This is a genomic window from Cellulomonas sp. ACRRI, from assembly GCF_022346185.1.
GTDB lineage: Bacteria > Actinomycetota > Actinomycetes > Actinomycetales > Cellulomonadaceae > Cellulomonas.
The window spans coordinates 28,520-44,674 of the sequence record NZ_JAKRMS010000005.1 but is presented as its reverse complement, the minus strand read 5'-3'; the positions used below and the strand labels follow the sequence as shown (position 1 = coordinate 44,674).

The 16,155-nt window shown below is 73.4% G+C and carries 14 protein-coding genes; 11 read left to right on the top strand and 3 right to left on the bottom strand.

The features are described from left to right. Window positions 1-220: 220 nt before the first annotated feature. From MHY85_RS02535 to MHY85_RS02520, 4 genes are all read left to right on the top strand, one after another. Window positions 221-1,891: an ABC transporter substrate-binding protein gene (locus tag MHY85_RS02535; protein ID WP_239192742.1), complete on the top strand. Its 1,671-nt coding sequence runs from the start codon at window positions 221-223 to the stop codon at window positions 1,889-1,891. A 73-nt stretch (window positions 1,892-1,964) separates the two neighbouring features. Beyond that, window positions 1,965-3,098 (top strand): ABC transporter permease, encoded by a 1,134-nt coding sequence (locus MHY85_RS02530; protein WP_239192739.1) that lies wholly within the window; start codon window positions 1,965-1,967, stop codon window positions 3,096-3,098. 1 nt (window position 3,099) lies between these two features. Further along, a complete protein-coding gene (locus tag MHY85_RS02525; RefSeq protein ID WP_239192736.1) occupies window positions 3,100-4,167 on the top strand; it encodes an ABC transporter permease in 1,068 nt (355 codons plus the stop codon). Further along, window positions 4,164-5,885 (top strand): ABC transporter ATP-binding protein, encoded by a 1,722-nt coding sequence (locus tag MHY85_RS02520; RefSeq protein ID WP_239192733.1) that lies wholly within the window; start codon window positions 4,164-4,166, stop codon window positions 5,883-5,885. Before MHY85_RS02525 ends, MHY85_RS02520 begins: the two co-directional genes overlap by 4 nt. A 74-nt stretch (window positions 5,886-5,959) precedes the next feature. Here MHY85_RS02520 and MHY85_RS02515 read toward each other — a convergent pair whose 3' ends face one another. Then, a complete protein-coding gene (locus MHY85_RS02515) occupies window positions 5,960-6,349 on the bottom strand; it encodes a VOC family protein (protein WP_239192731.1) in 390 nt (129 codons plus the stop codon). Between the two features lie 178 nt (window positions 6,350-6,527). On the opposite strand from MHY85_RS02515, the gene MHY85_RS02510 reads away from it, so the two are divergent. Further along, a complete protein-coding gene (locus MHY85_RS02510; protein ID WP_239192728.1) occupies window positions 6,528-7,439 on the top strand; it encodes an NERD domain-containing protein in 912 nt (303 codons plus the stop codon). A gap of 101 nt (window positions 7,440-7,540) precedes the next feature. Beyond that, window positions 7,541-8,665 carry an NADH:flavin oxidoreductase/NADH oxidase gene (locus MHY85_RS02505; protein ID WP_374232699.1) on the top strand — a complete coding sequence of 375 codons (1,125 nt, stop codon included), beginning with the start codon at window positions 7,541-7,543 and terminating at the stop codon, window positions 8,663-8,665. 62 nt (window positions 8,666-8,727) lie between these two features. Here MHY85_RS02505 and MHY85_RS02500 read toward each other — a convergent pair whose 3' ends face one another. After that, the gene (locus MHY85_RS02500; RefSeq protein WP_239192725.1) at window positions 8,728-9,408 is read right to left on the bottom strand and encodes a DUF2510 domain-containing protein; all 681 of its coding nucleotides are present in this window, start codon (window positions 9,406-9,408) and stop codon (window positions 8,728-8,730) included. A 531-nt stretch (window positions 9,409-9,939) separates the two neighbouring features. On the opposite strand from MHY85_RS02500, the gene MHY85_RS02495 reads away from it, so the two are divergent. The 5 genes from MHY85_RS02495 to MHY85_RS02475 all read left to right on the top strand — a co-directional run bounded on the left by MHY85_RS02495 (window position 9,940) and on the right by MHY85_RS02475 (window position 15,569). Further along, window positions 9,940-10,896: an HAD family hydrolase gene (locus MHY85_RS02495; protein WP_239192722.1), complete on the top strand. Its 957-nt coding sequence runs from the start codon at window positions 9,940-9,942 to the stop codon at window positions 10,894-10,896. A 130-nt stretch (window positions 10,897-11,026) separates the two neighbouring features. Further along, on the top strand, window positions 11,027-13,228 hold the full coding sequence (locus tag MHY85_RS02490; RefSeq protein WP_239192719.1) for a glycoside hydrolase domain-containing protein: 2,202 nt from the start codon (window positions 11,027-11,029) through the stop codon (window positions 13,226-13,228). Further along, window positions 13,186-14,460: a glycosyltransferase gene (locus MHY85_RS21720; RefSeq protein ID WP_239192716.1), complete on the top strand. Its 1,275-nt coding sequence runs from the start codon at window positions 13,186-13,188 to the stop codon at window positions 14,458-14,460. The genes MHY85_RS02490 and MHY85_RS21720 overlap by 43 nt, the downstream gene beginning before the upstream one ends. Before the next feature lie 142 nt (window positions 14,461-14,602). Then, on the top strand, window positions 14,603-14,803 hold the full coding sequence (locus MHY85_RS02480) for a hypothetical protein (protein WP_239192713.1): 201 nt from the start codon (window positions 14,603-14,605) through the stop codon (window positions 14,801-14,803). Beyond that, a complete protein-coding gene (locus MHY85_RS02475) occupies window positions 14,796-15,569 on the top strand; it encodes a hypothetical protein (RefSeq protein WP_239192711.1) in 774 nt (257 codons plus the stop codon). Before MHY85_RS02480 ends, MHY85_RS02475 begins: the two co-directional genes overlap by 8 nt. An 88-nt stretch (window positions 15,570-15,657) precedes the next feature. Here MHY85_RS02475 and MHY85_RS02470 read toward each other — a convergent pair whose 3' ends face one another. Then, window positions 15,658-16,113, bottom strand: coding sequence for a hypothetical protein (locus tag MHY85_RS02470; RefSeq protein WP_239192709.1), 456 nt, complete (start codon window positions 16,111-16,113; stop codon window positions 15,658-15,660). Window positions 16,114-16,155 lie beyond the last annotated feature (42 nt).

Sequence of the window (16,155 nt, the reverse complement as noted above, 5' to 3'; positions counted from 1 at the left end):
CGGTCCCGGCGCCCTGACCTGGACCTTTTCAGATCCGAAATGTCCGCGTAACACGGGAATGTTCGAAAGTCTCACATCCTGTGCTACTCCTATGACCCACGTCACGGGCGCCCGAGCGCCCGCGACCACGCGACACCCCCACGCGACCGGGGACGCGCCGCCGGGTCACCCCGGGCGGCCGCGCCCCGGCTGGACCTCCTTCAGGGAAGAGGTACACGCAATGACTGCGGTTCCCCTCGGCCGCCGGCGCGGCATCGTCTCCGCGGCCGGCCTGGCCGCCACCGCCCTCGTCCTCGCCGCGTGCGGCGGCGGCTCGGACGGCGGCGACGACACCTCCGACGGCGGCGGCTCGTCCGGCGGCGGCTCGCTGCTGATCGGCACGACCGACAAGATCACGACGATCGACCCCGCGGGCTCCTACGACAACGGCTCGTTCGCCGTGATGAACCAGGTGTACCCGTTCCTGATGAACACGCCGTTCGGCAGCCCGGACGTCGAGCCGGACATCGCCGAGTCGGCCGAGTTCACCTCGCCGACCGAGTACACGGTCACCCTGAAGCCGGGCCTGACCTTCGCGAACGGCAACGACCTCACGTCCTCGGACGTGAAGTTCACCTTCGACCGTCAGCTCGCGATCTTCGAGTCGGGCGCGGACGACGGCAACGGCCCCGGCTCGCTGCTCTACAACCTGGACAGCGTCGCGGCGCCCGACGACACCACCGTCGTGTTCACCCTGAAGTCCCCGGACGACCAGGTGTTCCCGCAGATCCTGTCGAGCCCCGCGGGCCCGATCGTCGACGAGGAGGTCTTCGCGGCCGACGCGCTGACCCCGGACGACGAGATCGTCGACGGCCAGGCGTTCGCCGGCCCGTACACGATCACCGGGTACAGCCAGAACGACCTCGTGTCGTACGAGGCCAACCCGGAGTACCAGGGCCTGCTCGGCGCGCCGAAGAACGAGGAGGTCTCGGTCACCTACTACGCCGAGGCGTCCAACCTGAAGCTCGCCGTGCAGCAGGGCGACGTCGACGTGGCGTTCCGCAGCCTGTCCGCGACCGACATCGAGGACCTGCGCGGCGACGACAACGTCAAGGTCGTCGACGGCCCCGGCGGCGAGATCCGCTACATCACGTTCAACTTCAACACGCAGCCGTACGGGGCGACGACGCCGGAGGCCGACGAGGCCAAGGCGCTCGCCGTCCGGCAGGCGGTGGCCGACCTGATCGACCGCGAGGAGATCGCCGACCAGGTCTACAAGGGCACCTACACGCCGCTGTACTCCTACGTCCCCGAGGGCCTCACCGGCGCCACCGAGTCGCTCAAGCCGCTGTACGGCGACGGCGAGGGCGGGCCGGACGCCGACAAGGCCGCGTCGACCCTCGAGGCCGCCGGCGTCGAGACCCCGGTCCAGCTGTCGCTGCAGTACAGCAACGACCACTACGGCCCCTCCTCCGGCGAGGAGTACGCGCTGATCAAGGACCAGCTGGAGTCCACCGGCCTGTTCACGGTCGACCTGCAGACCACCGAGTGGGTGCAGTACGCCAAGGACCGCACCTCGGACGTGTACCCCGCCTACCAGCTGGGCTGGTTCCCGGACTACTCGGACGCGGACAACTACCTGACGCCGTTCTTCCTCACGGAGAACTTCCTGGGCAACCACTACGACAACCAGGAGGTGAACGACCTGATCCTCCAGCAGGCCGTCACCGCCGACGCCGGCGAGCGCACCGCGCTCATCGAGCAGATCCAGGACGCGGTCGCCGCGGACCTGTCCACGGTGCCGTACCTCCAGGGCGCCCAGGTCGCCGTCGTCGGTGCGGACGTGACCGGCGCCGAGGACACCCTCGACGCCTCGTTCAAGTTCCGCTACGGCGCGCTCTCCCTCGGCTGATCCGACCGACACCACGCCCGGCGCGGGCCGCTCACCCGAGCGGCCCGCGCCGCGGCGTCACCGGGAAGAAGACATGACCTCCACCTCCACCACCGGTCCGCTGCAGCCCACCGGCGCAGCGGACGCGACCGCCGCCGGAGGCGGCGCGACGCCCGCCCGCAAGGAGCCGCGCACCCGCGGCGCCGGCGGCGGGCTCGGCCGCTACCTGCTCGTGCGGTTCCTGCTGATCATCCCGACCGTGTTCATCCTGGTCACCGTCGTGTTCGTGCTCATGCGCGCGACCGGCGACCCGATCACGGCCGCCCAGGGCGGGCGCCTGCCCGCCGACCAGCTCGCCGAGCGGATCCACCAGGCCGGCTACGACCGGCCGATCCTCGTCCAGTACGGCGAGTACCTCGGCGACATCCTGCGGGGCGACTTCGGCACCACGCTCAGCGACAGCCGGCCCGTGACCGAGGTGCTCACCACCTTCGGCGCCGCCACCCTCGAGCTCGCGTTCTACGCCCTGCTCGTCGCGTTCGTCGTCGGCATCCCGCTCGGGCTGCTCGCCGCGTACTTCCGCGACCGGTACCACGACGCCGTGCTGCGCGTGTTCGCCATCGCCTGCTACGCCACGCCCGTGTTCTTCGCCGGCCTGCTGCTCAAGCTCGTGTTCGCCGTGCAGCTCGACTGGCTGCCGGTGTCCGGGCGCGCGTCGACCCGCTCCGAGATCGAGATGCGGCAGCTCGACGACCCCACCGGGATCTACCTGATCGACGCGATCCGCACCGGCAACGGCGAGGTCGTCGCGGACGTGCTCCAGCACGCCGTGCTGCCCGCCATCGCGCTGGGGCTGCTCACCGCCGGCGTGTTCCTGCGGCTCGTGCGGACCAACGTGATCGGCACCCTCGGCTCCGGCTACGTCGACGCGGCCCGGTCGCGCGGCGTCCGCGAGTCCCGGCTGCTGCGCAAGCACGCGTACAAGCCCGCGCTCATCCCGATCATCACCGTGGTCGGCATGCAGGTTGCGATGCTGCTGGTCGGCGCGGTGCTCACCGAGACGACCTTCGAGTGGCGCGGCCTCGGCTTCCAGCTGTCGCAGTACCTGCAGGCGCGCGACTTCGTCGCCGTGCAGGGCATCGTCGTGCTGCTCGCCGTGATCGTCGCCGTGACGAACTTCCTCGTCGACGTCATCGCCGCGCTCATCGACCCGAGGGTGAGGTACTGACATGGCGACCACCCCCGCCACCGCCCCCGAGGCCCCGGCCGCCACGACGCCCCGGCGCGGCTGGCGCCGGCTGCCCGTCGTGCACCAGCTCCGGCAGAGCGTCGGCCTCCAGCGCGGCATGCTCATCGCCGGCCTGGTGCTCACCGGCCTGCTGGTCCTCACCGCCCTGCTCGCGCCGCTGCTCGCGCCGTACGGCTTCAACCAGCTGCGCGACGCGGACGGCCCGTTCGGCGCCCAGCAGCCGCCCTCGGCCGAGCACTGGCTCGGCACCACGGTCGGCGGCTTCGACGTGCTGTCCCGCGTGATCTACGGGTCGCGCACCGCGCTGCTCGTCATGATCATCGCCATCGCGGCCTCGCTGTTCATCGGCGTGCTGCTCGGCCTCGTGTCCGGCTACTTCGGCGGCTGGCTCGACCGGGTGCTCGTCGTGGTCGCGGACGCGGTGTACGCGTTCCCGTCCCTGCTGCTCGCGATCGTGCTCGCCATCGTCATCAGCGGCGGCCAGTCCGACATGTGGGGCGGCGTCCTCGCCGCCGCGCTCTCGATCACCGTCGTGTTCACGCCGCAGTACCTGCGCGTGGTGCGCGCCGAGACGATCCGGATCAAGTCCGAGGCGTTCGTCGAGTCGGCCCGCGTCATCGGCGCGAGCAACACCCGGATCATGACCAAGCACGTGCTGCGCAACGCGACCCGCACGCTGCCCCTGATCATCACGCTCAACGCGTCCGAGGCCGTGCTGACCCTCGCCGGGCTCGGCTTCCTCGGGTTCGGCATCGAGCCGACCCAGGCCGCCGAGTGGGGCTACGACCTCAACCGCGCCATCGCCGACGTCACGTCGGGCATCTGGTGGACCTCGGTGTTCCCGGGCCTCGCCATCGTGCTGTCCGTCCTGGGCATCACGCTGGTCGGCGAGTCCCTGAACGACCTGGCGGACCCGCGCCTGCGCACCCGCCGTGCGTCGGCCGACGTGACCGGTGACGTCGCCGCGACCTCGGTCGTCCCCGGCGGCGCGCTGACCGCCCCCGGCGGTCTGGAGGGCCTCGAGCCCGGGACGGAGGCGGCCCGATGACCGCACGCATCGACACCACGCCGCACCAGGGCGCCTCGGCCGAGCCGGTCGTCGAGATCACCGACCTGTCGGTGTCCTTCGCGACCGACGCCGGCGACGTGCGCGCGGTCGACGGCGTCTCGCTCACCGTCGCCGCCGGGGAGGTGCTGGCCGTCGTCGGCGAGTCCGGCTCCGGCAAGTCGGTGACCGCCAAGACGCTGCTCGGCCTGCTGCCGTCCACCGCGACCACCCGGGGCGCCGTCGTGCTGTCCTCGCGGGACGGCGCGGTCCGCAGCGACGTGGTCGCGCTCGACGGCGCGGCGCTCCGCCAGGTGCGGGGCCGGGACGCCGCCATGGTGTTCCAGGAGCCGTCGACCGCGCTCAACCCGGTCTACCCGGTCGGCTGGCAGATCGTCGAGGGCCTGCGGGCCCACCAGAAGATCGGCCGGGCCGAGGCGCGGGCGAAGGCCGTCGACATCCTGCGCCGCGTCGGGATCCCCGACCCGGAGCGCCGGATCGACCACTACCCGCACCAGTTCTCCGGCGGGCAGAAGCAGCGCATCGTCATCGCCCAGGCGCTCGTGCTCGACCCCGGCGTGATCATCGCCGACGAGCCCACCACCGCCCTGGACGTGACCGTGCAGGCCGAGATCCTCGACCTGCTCCGGCGCTGCCGCGACGAGTTCGGCGCCGCGATCGTGCTCATCACGCACAACATGGGCGTCGTGGCCGACCTCGCCGACCGCGTGGCCGTGATGTACCAGGGGAAGATCGTCGAGCAGGCGCCGGTGCGCGACCTGTTCGGCGCCCCGCAGCACGAGTACACCCGGTCGCTGCTCGACGCCGTGCCGCGGATCGGCGGGGGCGGCGCGCACGCCCGCGCCCGGGCCGCCGCCCGGCCCGCGGGCTGGGCGGACCAGGCGCCGGTGGTCGAGGCGCGCGACCTGGAGATCGTCTACCCCGGGCGGCTGCGGCAGCCCGGGTTCCGGGCGGTCGACAGGGTCTCGCTCGCCATCCGGCCGGGCGAGGTCGTCGGCCTGGTCGGCGAGTCCGGGTCCGGCAAGACCACCATCGGGCGGGCGATCGCGGGCCTCACCCGGGTCACCGGCGGCTCGCTCCAGGTCCTCGGGCTGGAGATGAACGGGGTGCGCGAGCGCGCCCTGCGACCGGTGCGTCCGCGCATCGGGTTCGTGTTCCAGGACCCGGCGACGTCGTTCAACCCGCTGCTCACCATCGCCGAGTGCGTGGCCGAGCCGCTGGTCGTGCACGGCCGGGCGCGCGACGCCCGGGCCGCGCGGGCGCGGGTCGACGAGCTGCTGGAGTCCGTGCAGCTGCCGCGGTCCTACGGCGACCGGTTCCCGCACGAGCTGTCCGGCGGCCAGCGCCAGCGCGCGTCGCTCGCCCGGGCGCTCGCGCTCGACCCCGAGCTCCTGATCGCCGACGAGCCCACCTCGGCGCTCGACGTGTCGGTGCAGGCGCGGGTGCTCGAGCTGTTCTCGGAGCTGCAGGAGCAGCTCGGGTTCGCGTGCCTGTTCATCAGCCACGACCTCGCGGTGGTGGACCTGCTCGCCGACCGGATCGCGGTGCTGCACCGCGGCCGGCTGGTCGAGGAGGGCACCGGCGAGGAGGTGCTCGGCGCGCCCCGCGAGGAGTACACCCGGCGGCTGCTGGCGAGCCTCCCGGTCCCCGACCCCGACGAGCAGGCCCGTCGACGCGAGGCGTGGCGGGCCCTGGCCTGACGCCCGCGGCACCCGCAGGGGGCGCGCACCCGGGGACACCCCGGGGCGCGCCCCCTGCGTCGTCCCGGCAGCGGTCAGGCCGGGAAGACGCAGAGCTCGTCGCCCTCGGGATCGGCCAGGACCACCCACGCGCCGTGGTCGGCGACGACCGTCGCGCCGCGGGCCACCAGGGCCGCCACGCCCGCGGCCAGGTCCGGGACGGTGAGGTCGAGGTGCACGCGGTTCTTCGCCGTCTTGGGCTCCGGGACGCGCTGGAACCAGATCCGCGGTCCGGCACCCGGCTCCTCCGGCTCGACCAGCACCGTCGGGTCGTCCTCCGGGTCCTCGATCCCCTGTGCCCGGAGCCGGGCGAGCTCGGCCTCGTCGTACGGCGCCACCCGGTAGCCGTCGAGCGTCCCCGCCCACCAGCGCGCGAGCGAGGCGGGGTGCCGGCAGTCGACGACGACATCGCGCAGGGCGGCCACGCGCCGAGCCTAGAACCGGCGCTCCCCCCGTGGGACCACCGGATGCGCCGTTCCGCTCAGCATCCCGCCCCTGCGTGTCGATAGGTCCCGTGTGGAGCAGGGGATCGGCACCGAGCCGACCGCGCGGCGCACGCGCCGCCGCGGGCTGTGGCGCACGGCGGCACGCAGGGCGGCCGGCGTGCCCTCCGCGCGCCCCGAGGCCGACCGGTCCGACGACTGGTTCGACGCCTGGCTGACCGACGCCGCCGACCTGGCGGGCACCCGGCAGGCCCTCGCCGCGGCGGAGGCCGCCGGGTGGACGGTGCTGCGCGACCTGCACCGACCCGGCAGCACGGACGCGACCGTCGAGCACGTCGCCGTCGGGCACGGCGGCGTGGTGGTCGTCGAGACGCTGCGCTGGACCGGCGAGGTCACCGCGCAGGACGGCACCCTGCGGCACCGCGGCTACGGCCGCACGGCCGACGTGGCGGCGGTCGCGGACGCGGCGGGTGCCGTCACCGCGCTGCTCGCCCCGGCCCACCGACGGGCCGTCCGCGCGGTGGTGTCGCTCGCGGGGCGCGACCTGGACCCCGCCGCGGTCCGGGGCGGGGCGACGGTGGTGGGCGAGCCGCAGCTCGCGGCCCACCTGGCGGCGCTGGAGACGGTCTTCTCCGCGGACGACGTGGCGCTGGTCGCCCAGTACCTGGCCGCCGAGCTCGGCGGGCCCGCCAGCCCGGAGCAGCTCACGGTGGACGACGTGTTCCGACCGCCCGCCGTCTGGCAGCCCGACGCGCGCGCGGCGGGCCCGCGGGAGCCGGGCGCGCCGCCGGACGGGCCGACGGCCGGGTCGACGGACGGGTCGACGGACGGCGAGGTCGCGGCGGCGACGGACGACCGGCCCGGCGCCGGCGGCCCGCCCCGGTACACGCAGCCCGCCAACCGGGAGGTCGGCGGCCTGCACGCCGGCCAGCACGAGGACGGGCCGGACCGCCCCTCGACCGCGGCGCCGCGCGGCGCGGTCGGCGACGGGCTGCTGCGCGTCGGGCTGCTGGTCCTCGGCCTGCTGACGGTCGGCAACGTCCTGCTCGCCTGGCTCGACGCCGCGCACTGACGCCCGGGCGCACACCCGGGGCCGCACCGGCCGGCTGTGACATGCGTCACGTGCGCGTCCGGACGGGATGACGCCGGTCGTGCGCGCGGTTCGATGCTCACGTGAGCCTCCTGATGAGCCCCCTGACGCTGCGCGGCACCACGTTCCGGAACCGGGTCTGGCTGGCGCCGATGTGCCAGTACTCGGCGGCCGGCGACGGCGTGCCCACCGACTGGCACCTCGCACACCTCGGCGCCCGGGCCGTCGGCGGGTTCGGCCTCGTGCTCGCCGAGGCGACCGCGGTCGTCCCCGAGGGCCGGATCTCCCCCGAGGACGTCGGCATCTGGGGCGACGAGCACGTCGTGGCCTGGCGCCGGATCACCGACTTCGTCCGCAGCCGCGGTGCCGTCGCGGGCGTGCAGCTCGCGCACGCCGGCCGCAAGGCGTCGACCTACCGCGGCTTCGGCGAGGGCGCGGGCACGGTGCCCGCGGCCGGCGGCGGCTGGGACACCGTCGCCCCCTCCGCCGTCGCGTTCGACGGGTACGCCGCGCCGCGGGAGATGACCCCGGAGCAGGTCGCGGCCGTGCCCGGGCAGTTCGCGGCCGCCACCCGGCGCGCCCTGGACGCCGGGTTCGACCTGGTCGAGGTGCACGCCGCGCACGGCTACCTGCTGCACCAGTTCCTGTCCCCGCTGTCGAACCACCGCGACGACGCCTGGGGCGGTGACCTCGCCGGGCGCGCCCGGCTGCTGCTCGACACCGTCGACGCCGTCCGCGCCGTGCTGCCCGACGACCGCCCGCTGCTGGTGCGCGTGTCCGCCACCGACTGGACCGAGGGCGGCCTGACCGTCGAGGACGTCGCGCAGGTCGCCGTCTGGCTGCGGGAGCACGGGGTCGACCTGGTCGACGTCTCCTCGGGCGGCAACGTGCACGCGAGCATCCCGGTCGGCCCGGGCTACCAGGTGCCGGCCGCCCGCACGATCCGCGAGACCGCCGGGATCGCCACCTCCGCCGTCGGTCTCATCACCACCCCGGAGCAGGCGGAGCAGGTGCTCGCCGACGGTTCCGCCGACGTCGTCATGCTGGGCCGACCGGCGCTGTTCGACCCGCACTGGCCGCTGCGCGCCGCGCACGCGCTGGACGACAAGACGCCGACGCTCGACCACGCCGGGGACGCCGCCGCGACCGTGCTCCCGGGGCAGCCGACGGGGTGGCCGGTGCAGTACGCCCGGGGCTCCTGGGGCTGAGCACGGACGCCCGCCCGGGCCGCCGTCGCGGTGGGCCCGGGCGAGCGCCTGCGCGCCCGCGCTCAGACGGTCAGGGCGCCCGAGGCGAGCAGGAAGGTGAGCAGGCCGGTGGCGGCCGTGCCCACGACGACGGCGAACACCGCGCGCCCGCGGCCGTGCCCGCCGGCCGCGCCCCGGCGCACCGCCCACAGGCCGAACCCGATCGCGACCGGGCCGAGCGGCCAGATCAGCAGCGAGACCAGGCCGACGTAGCCGGCGACGATCGACTGCCAGGACCGCCCGGTCGGCAGCAGCCAGTGCACGGGGTCGCGCGGGCCGGCACCGAGGCGAGCACGCTCCGGCTCGGGGTACCAGGGCCCGCCCGGCGCGGCGGCGTGCGCGTGGCCCGGGGCGTACGCGCCGCCGGTGGCGACGGCCCCGACCGCGGGCTGCGGCGCGTACGGGTTCGTCACCGACGACGCGCCGACGAGGGCACCTGGACCGGCTGCGGTCCCCGCGGTGCCCGGGAGCCGGGCGTGCGCCGGCGCCCCGGCGGCCGCCGCCGCGTGGGTGCCCGGCGGGCGGTGCGCCGGGGCGTCCGGGACCGGCTCCGCGACGGGCGCCGGGGCGGGCGCCGGCACCCGCGCCGCCGGGTCCGGCGCCGTGTGCTCGGTCCAGCCCGCGCCGTCGAACCAGCGGAGCACCCCGGGCGTCACCCCGTCGGGGTACCACCCGGCGGGCGGGAGCGGCAGCGCCTCGGTCATGCACTCCCTCTCGGCAACCACACCCTCCGAGATGAACTCCTCGGAACCGCATCGCCCATTCGGCGCAGTGTCGGCAAGAAAAACTGAAGTCAGAAGGACACGTGCAGGATCACCCACGCAACGGGAACGAAGTGGGTAACGTGGGTGATCCAGGACGGTTCCGAGACCCGTGGAGGCACTCGTGGAAGTCGAGTACGAGCAGTCGCCTGTGATGACTGCGGCAATGGCCGCATGGCACGCCACAGGCATGGAGTGCTCGACGCATACGATCTCGGAAGGTGGCACATCGATCCTCGGGGTCGTGGAGGTAGCGTCTATCAAGCAGGTCGAAGTGTTCACTCAGGCATTGAGCTCCGTGAAATGGGACACCCTCATCGAGTCATACCAGGCGCGGGAGTGGTCATGTCGCGCAGTAGTACCAATAGGCCTGATTGGACAAGCGCACGAACTCCTTCGCGGGTCAGGCATGGAGTTGCAGGGATGGTGGGAGACCGGTGAGCGAGTCCAATTCTCCGCTACGGAGATCGCATAATGCCGCCTGCGATCTACACACAGAATGTCATTGCAATCATTTGGGACTTCGACAAGACGTTGACGCACTCCTACATGCAGGACCCGATGTTCGATGAGTACGGCGTCGACCCGAAGACATTTTGGGAGGAGGTAAACGCGCTAGCGGCTCACTACGCGCGCGGCGGTGACCGCGTCTCTCAGGACAACGTATACCTCAACCACATCATCTCGTACGTACGCTCGGGCGTCTTTTCCGGACTGACAAACGCCAAACTCCGCGAGCTCGGGGCCCGGATCGAACTCGCGCCCGGCATGCCCGATTTTCTGGCACGGCTCGCGCAGGTGGTGGCCACCGAGGAGCGCTACGTCAAGCACGAAATACGGCTGGAGAACTACGTCGTATCGACCGGCTTGAGGGCGATGATCGAAGGCAGTGCGATATTTCCTCATGTACAGGGGGTATGGGCGTGCGACCTTCTTCCACAGGCTGCTCCTCCTGGTTTTCTCCAGCAGCTGCCTGCACACTCGGACACCCTAGAACAAATTGGCTACACGATCGACAACACGAGCAAGACGCGCGCGATATTCGAGATCAATAAGGGGATCAACCTCGGCAATGCGGGTGAAGTCACGGTCAACTCGGTCATACCTCCGGATCAGCGCCGAGTCCCAATCAAGAATATGATCTATATTGCAGATGGCCCTAGTGACGTTCCGAGTTTCTCAGTGGTTAACGCCAATGGCGGCAAGACCCTGGGTGTTTACGCGCCCGGGGACGAGAACTTCAATAATGCCGCACTGCTAGAGGAACAGGGTCGCGTGAATAGCATCGCCGAGGCCACATACACCCCTGGGTCAGCAGCCGAGCGTTGGCTTTTCCGCGCTGTGCGGCGTATGGCGGACGAGATCGTGGACTCTCGCGAACGAGCGCTCTCGGCCTATAGCGGCGCTCCGGGACACGTCATTACTCAGTAGCAACCCTGATCAACGATCACCTGGAACCGGAGTGGTCAGCCAGCGCGCCGTAACCCTCCGGACACCTTCCGCGCGTACGGTCCCGTCCACCGGTCGCGCCGCCGCGCCCGGACGACGCGACCGACGGGAGGTGACGCGAGTGTTCGAGCACGTCGACCCGTTCATCGGCACCGAGGCCACCGCGCTGCCGCCGCAGAGCGGCCTCGCCGCCACCTGGTGGTGGCCCAAGCCGCAGGTGGGCAACACGCACCCCGGCGCGACGTACCCGCTGGGCATGGTCAGCGCCTGCGCCTACTCCGGCGCGTACCCGACCGGCTACGGCCGGTACGACCTGTCGACCGAGGGCCTCCCGCCCGCCCTGCACGCCACGCAGCGCGCGTCGGGCTTCACGCACTTCCAGCAGTCCGGCACCGGCGCGATCCGCAAGTACTACAACTACGTGCGCGTCACCCCGATGCTGCAGCCGCTGGACGACCTCGGGCAGCTCTGGGAGGTGTCCGACGAACGCGCCGAGCCCGGTTACTACGCCGCGACGCTCGACTCCGGCATCCGCTGCGAGGTCACCGTCGGCCCCAAGTCGGCGGTCCACCGGTACACGTTCCCCGCGCACCGCGACGCCCGCCTGGTCATCGACCTGAGCCTCGGCGGGCTCGACATCCCGTACGGCCGGACCGTGCCGCTGCGGGCGCACCTGGAGTCCGTCGCGCCGGGCGTCGCGCAGGGCGAGATCACCGTCGAGGGCGCTCCCCTGGCCGTGCACGTCGAGTGCGACACCCCGCAGTGGCGGCAGCTGCTCTGGTACGACCGCCGGCTGATGCCGGGCGGCACGCGCCTCGACTTCGACCGGATCCGGCCGACGACCCTGCGCCCGTTCGGCCTGATGTGGGCGGGGCCGACCGCGCCGGGGCAGGTCGTCGAGCTGCGGTTCGGGTTCTCGCTGCGCGGCGTCGAGCAGGCGCGGGAGAACCTGGTCCGCGAGTGCGGGCCCGGGCCGTCGTCGTTCGCCGAGCGGCGCGCCCGCACCGCCCACGAGTGGCGACGGCAGCTCGGCAAGGTCCAGGTCGACACCCCGTCCGCGGCGAAGCAGACCGTGCTGTCGACCGCGCTCTACCACTCGCTCATCAAGCCGTGCCTGGCGCCGGACGAGAGCCCGTTCTGGCCGACCGACACCCCGTTCGCCTACGACATCGCGACGATGTGGGACATCTACCGCACGCAGCTCCCGCTGCTGACGGCGCTGGTGCCGGACAAGGCCGTGGAGCTCGCCACCGCGATCCTGCACATCGCGGAGGAGGAGGGGAACTTCCCGATCGGGTACCGGATGGCCCGCGGCGCCGACCGGTTCTCCCGGCAGGGCAGCGCCCTGGCGCACACGTTCCTGGCCGACCTGTGCGCGCTGGGCCTGCCGTTCGACTGGGACTGGGCGCTCGTGCACCTGCACAACGACCTGCGCCGCACGTACGGCGAGGAGTTCCTGCTGCACGGCCGGACGCACCCGATCAGCCACACGCTGGACCTGGCGTTCGGCTACTTCTGCACCGCCGTCATCGCGCGGCAGGTCGGCGACCGCGCGCTGCTCGACCAGTTCGCGCCGCTCGCCGGCCGGTGGCGGAACGCCTTCGACCCGGCGACCGGGCTCCTGCGCGACTCGACGTTCTACGAGGGCGGCCGGTGGAACTACTCGTTCCGGCTGCTGCACGACATGGCGGGGCGGATCGACCTGGCCGGCGGCGACGAGGCCTTCGTGGCGCTGCTGGACCGGTTCTTCGGGTACGGCGCCGACCCGGTGAAGCAGCCGGGCCTCGCGCCGTCCGAGGACGAGATGCTCGCCGGGTACGGGCTGCACCGGTTCGAGGGGCTGAACAACGAGCCGGACATGGAGGCGCCCTGGGCCTACCAGTACGCCGGGCGCCCCGACCGCACCGCCGAGGTCGTGCACGCCGTGACCCAGCAGCAGTTCGGCACCGGGCGCGGCGGCCTGCCCGGCAACGACGACTCCGGCGGCCTGTCGTCCTGGTACGTGTGGGCCTCGCTCGGGCTGTTCCCGGTCGCCGGGCAGAACCTGTTCCTGGTCAACGCGCCCGCGTGGCGCGAGTCCCGGGTCGAGGTCGGCGGGACGGCGTTCACGGTCGAGACCAGCGGCTTCGTGGAACCCGAGCCCGACGGCCCCGCGCAGTACGTGCAGCGCGTGCGGCTCGACGGGGCCGACCTGGACCGCACGTGGCTGACCGGCACCGAGCTGCACGCCGGCGGCCGGCTGCAGGTCGACCTGGGTCCCGAACCGGGCCCGTGGACCGCCGCCTCGTCATCGTCGTGCGCGCCGACCCGGTGATCTGCGGCCACTCCGGCGAGGCCCGGAACCTCGCCGAGGCGGCGCTCGACCGCGGGTTCGACGAGGTGCGGATCGTCACCTGGCCGATCGACCGGCTGCAGGCCGCCGGGCTGCCGCTCAAGCCGCTCGACCGGGTGCTCCCGTACCGCGACGGCGTGGTGGTGGAGCGGCCCGGACCGGTCGGCGACTACAAGGTCCCGGACGGCCGGTGGGTGGCCGGCCTGATCGGCCGGCTCGTCGAGCTGTTCACCGACGGGGTGCCCACCGTCGCGCTGTCGCTGTACCTCAGCCCGCACGCCACCGCGGTCGCCGACGCCGTGCACGTCGCCCGGCGCACCGGGCTGCCCGTGAACGTGACCACGGTCGCCGAGGCGGTCGGGTCGGACGTCACCAACGTCGTGCGCGCCTGCGTCGAGGCCGACCAGTTCGGGGCCGCCGCGCACGTGCTCGCGTCCTACCTGGAGCACGACGTCTGCCTGGCCGTGTCCGAGTACACCCGCGACCTCATCATCACGGAGGCGGAGGCGCTCGACGCGAAGCACGGCACGACGTTCGCCGCGCAGTGCCGCGAGCGGGTCCGGATCTCGTACCCCGCCGTCGACGTCGCGCAGTACCTCGCGCGGGACGACGCCGAGACCGACGCCGTGCTGGGGGCGCGCGGCCTCGACCGGGACGGGTACGTGCTCTACCTGTCCCGGCTCGCGGCGGCCAAGGGCGTGGACGACCTCATCGACGGGTACGCCGCCAGCGGCGCTCCGGGGACGCACCGCCTGGTGATCGCCGGCAACGGGCCCGAGGCGGCACAGCTGCGGGCCCACGCGGCCGCCTCGCCCGTCGCGGACCGCGTGCTGTTCCTCGACGACGTGTCCGACGACGAGAAGCCGCACCTCATGGCCGGCGCCGCCGCCTACGTGCTGCCGAGCAAGCCGCGGCCGGAGTTCGTCGAGACGTTCGGGATCGCGCTGGTGGAGAAGATGCTCTCCGGCGGCGGCCCGGTGATCACGACCGACACCGGCGGCATCCCGGAGGCCGTCGGCGACACGGCGATCATCGTGCCGGTCGAGGACCCCGCGGCGATCGCGGCAGCGCTGGACCGGGCCCTCGGCGTCACGGGTGCCGAGCGCGAGGAGTGGGCCGACGCGGCCCGCGAGTTCGCGCTGCAGTTCGACCGCGCGGTGGTGCTGGACAAGATCCTCGAGGCGGTCGACGCGGTGGTGCCCGCCCGGGGGTGAGCGCGGGCGGCGGGGCGGCGGCGGGCCGCCCCGCGCCCGTGGAGATGGGGCTGGACAGCGCAGAGCGCGGTGCGGCTAGCGTGATCGGCGTCGGTCCGGCAGCCGCCCCGAGGGACCGTCCGTCGACGTCCGAGGAACGATCATGCAGGTCATCCCCAAGAGCTACGGCCGGCTCATCATCATGACCGAGGAGGAGATGCGGGAGAAGCGGGCGAAAGAGCTCGCGAGCATCGGTCTCGACCTCGAGACGATCGAGGAGCGGTACGAGACCTGGCAGCTCTCCCCCGAGCAGCGGATCGCGTACGAGGAGTACCTCACGCTGGGCAGGATGCTCGGTGAGTGACGACGCCTCCGACCGGGCCGCGCAGCCCGCCGCCGCGGACGAGCGGGAGGGTGGGTCGCTGGCGGACGTGACGCAGCGGTTCGCCGCGGACCTCCGCAGCACCCTGCGCGGCGTCGTGCCGGGGGATGGCGGCACGTTCGACGTCCGCCCGACCGCGACCCCGCTGACGCACCAGACGGTCCAGCAGGACCCGCCGAAGGGAATCCCCTTGGCCGTCGACGGCGTCGTCGTGCTCCGGCTGCGCGCGTCCTTCGACTGCGGCTGGGACCGCACCGGCCGCTTCCTCGCCGTCCGCCGGTCGACCGTGTCCATCGCCGCGGAGGGCACCGACGAGCCGCTGTTCCGGTACGACTACGACGCGGACTCCGACGACAAGGTCCCGGCGGCGCACCTCAACGTGCACGGCCACCGCGACGAGCTGGTGTTCGCGATGATGGCGGCCGGGCACCGGCTGCGCGGTCGCGCGCGCACCTCGGCGGTCCGCCGGGGCCGGGTGCCGCGGGTGTCGACGCTGCACTTCCCGCTCGGCGGACACCGGTTCCGGCCGTCGTTCGAGGACGTGCTCGAGATGCTGGTCCGGGAGTTCGGCCTCGACACCCGGCCCGGCTGGCGCGCGGCGGTCTGCGCGGGGCGGACCCGATGGCGCGCGGTCCAGCTCCGCGCCGCGGTCCGGGACGACCCGGCGGGCGCGGCCGAGGCGCTCGCCGACCTCGGGTACGCGATCCGGCAGCCCGCGGCGGGCGGGGCGCCGGCGGTGCCGCGGTAGCGGCTCAGCCGCTGCGGCGGCTCAGCCGCACCGATGGCTCAGCCCCGGGAGCGGCCCGGCCCCGGCACCGGCTCGGCCCAGGTCCGACTCAGTCGCAGTAGTCGCAGATCCCCGTGCCCGGCAGCACCATCGAGCACGTCGGGCAGGTCTTCGTGAACTCGACCGGCTCCGGCTTCCTCGCCCGCGGGGTGGCGGCGGCGCGCGGCGCCCGCTGGGCCTTCGGCGCGGCGGACCGCGCCCGGGCGGGGGCCGCGGCGCGCGCGGCAGCGGCGGCCTGCGGCACGTCGAACCCGCGCCGGGCGAGCAGCGCCTGGGCCGCGTCCTCGCCGCCGTGGAACTCGTCGGCGCCCGCGAGCCGCCCGGTCGCGAACCGGTGCGCGACCCCGAGGATCGCGGTCGTCGGGTAGGGGCGGTCCTCGTGGAGGAAGAAGCCGCCGCCGGCGGGGAAGCCGTAGACGCCGAGGAAGGCCTCGGCCCCGCGCGAGTCGTGCTCGGCGATGGCCTGGAGGATGTGCGCGCGCGTCACGGCGGAGAAGGTCGCCACGTCGCAAGAGCCTACGTCGTCCCCCCGGACCGATCCGCGGCC

Excerpts from the sequence above, each read along its gene's own strand:
- MHY85_RS02520 (WP_239192733.1), top strand. The coding sequence starts at position 4,164 with ATGACCGCACGCATCGACACCACGCCGCACCAGGGCGCCTCGGCCGAG.
- MHY85_RS02530 (WP_239192739.1), top strand. The coding sequence starts at position 1,965 with ATGACCTCCACCTCCACCACCGGTCCGCTGCAGCCCACCGGCGCAGCG.
- MHY85_RS02525 (WP_239192736.1), top strand. The coding sequence starts at position 3,100 with ATGGCGACCACCCCCGCCACCGCCCCCGAGGCCCCGGCCGCCACGACG.
- MHY85_RS02500 (WP_239192725.1), bottom strand. The coding sequence starts at position 9,408 with ATGACCGAGGCGCTGCCGCTCCCGCCCGCCGGGTGGTACCCCGACGGG.
- MHY85_RS02480 (WP_239192713.1), top strand. The coding sequence starts at position 14,603 with ATGCAGGTCATCCCCAAGAGCTACGGCCGGCTCATCATCATGACCGAG.
- MHY85_RS02535 (WP_239192742.1), top strand. The coding sequence starts at position 221 with ATGACTGCGGTTCCCCTCGGCCGCCGGCGCGGCATCGTCTCCGCGGCC.
- MHY85_RS02495 (WP_239192722.1), top strand. The coding sequence starts at position 9,940 with ATGCCGCCTGCGATCTACACACAGAATGTCATTGCAATCATTTGGGAC.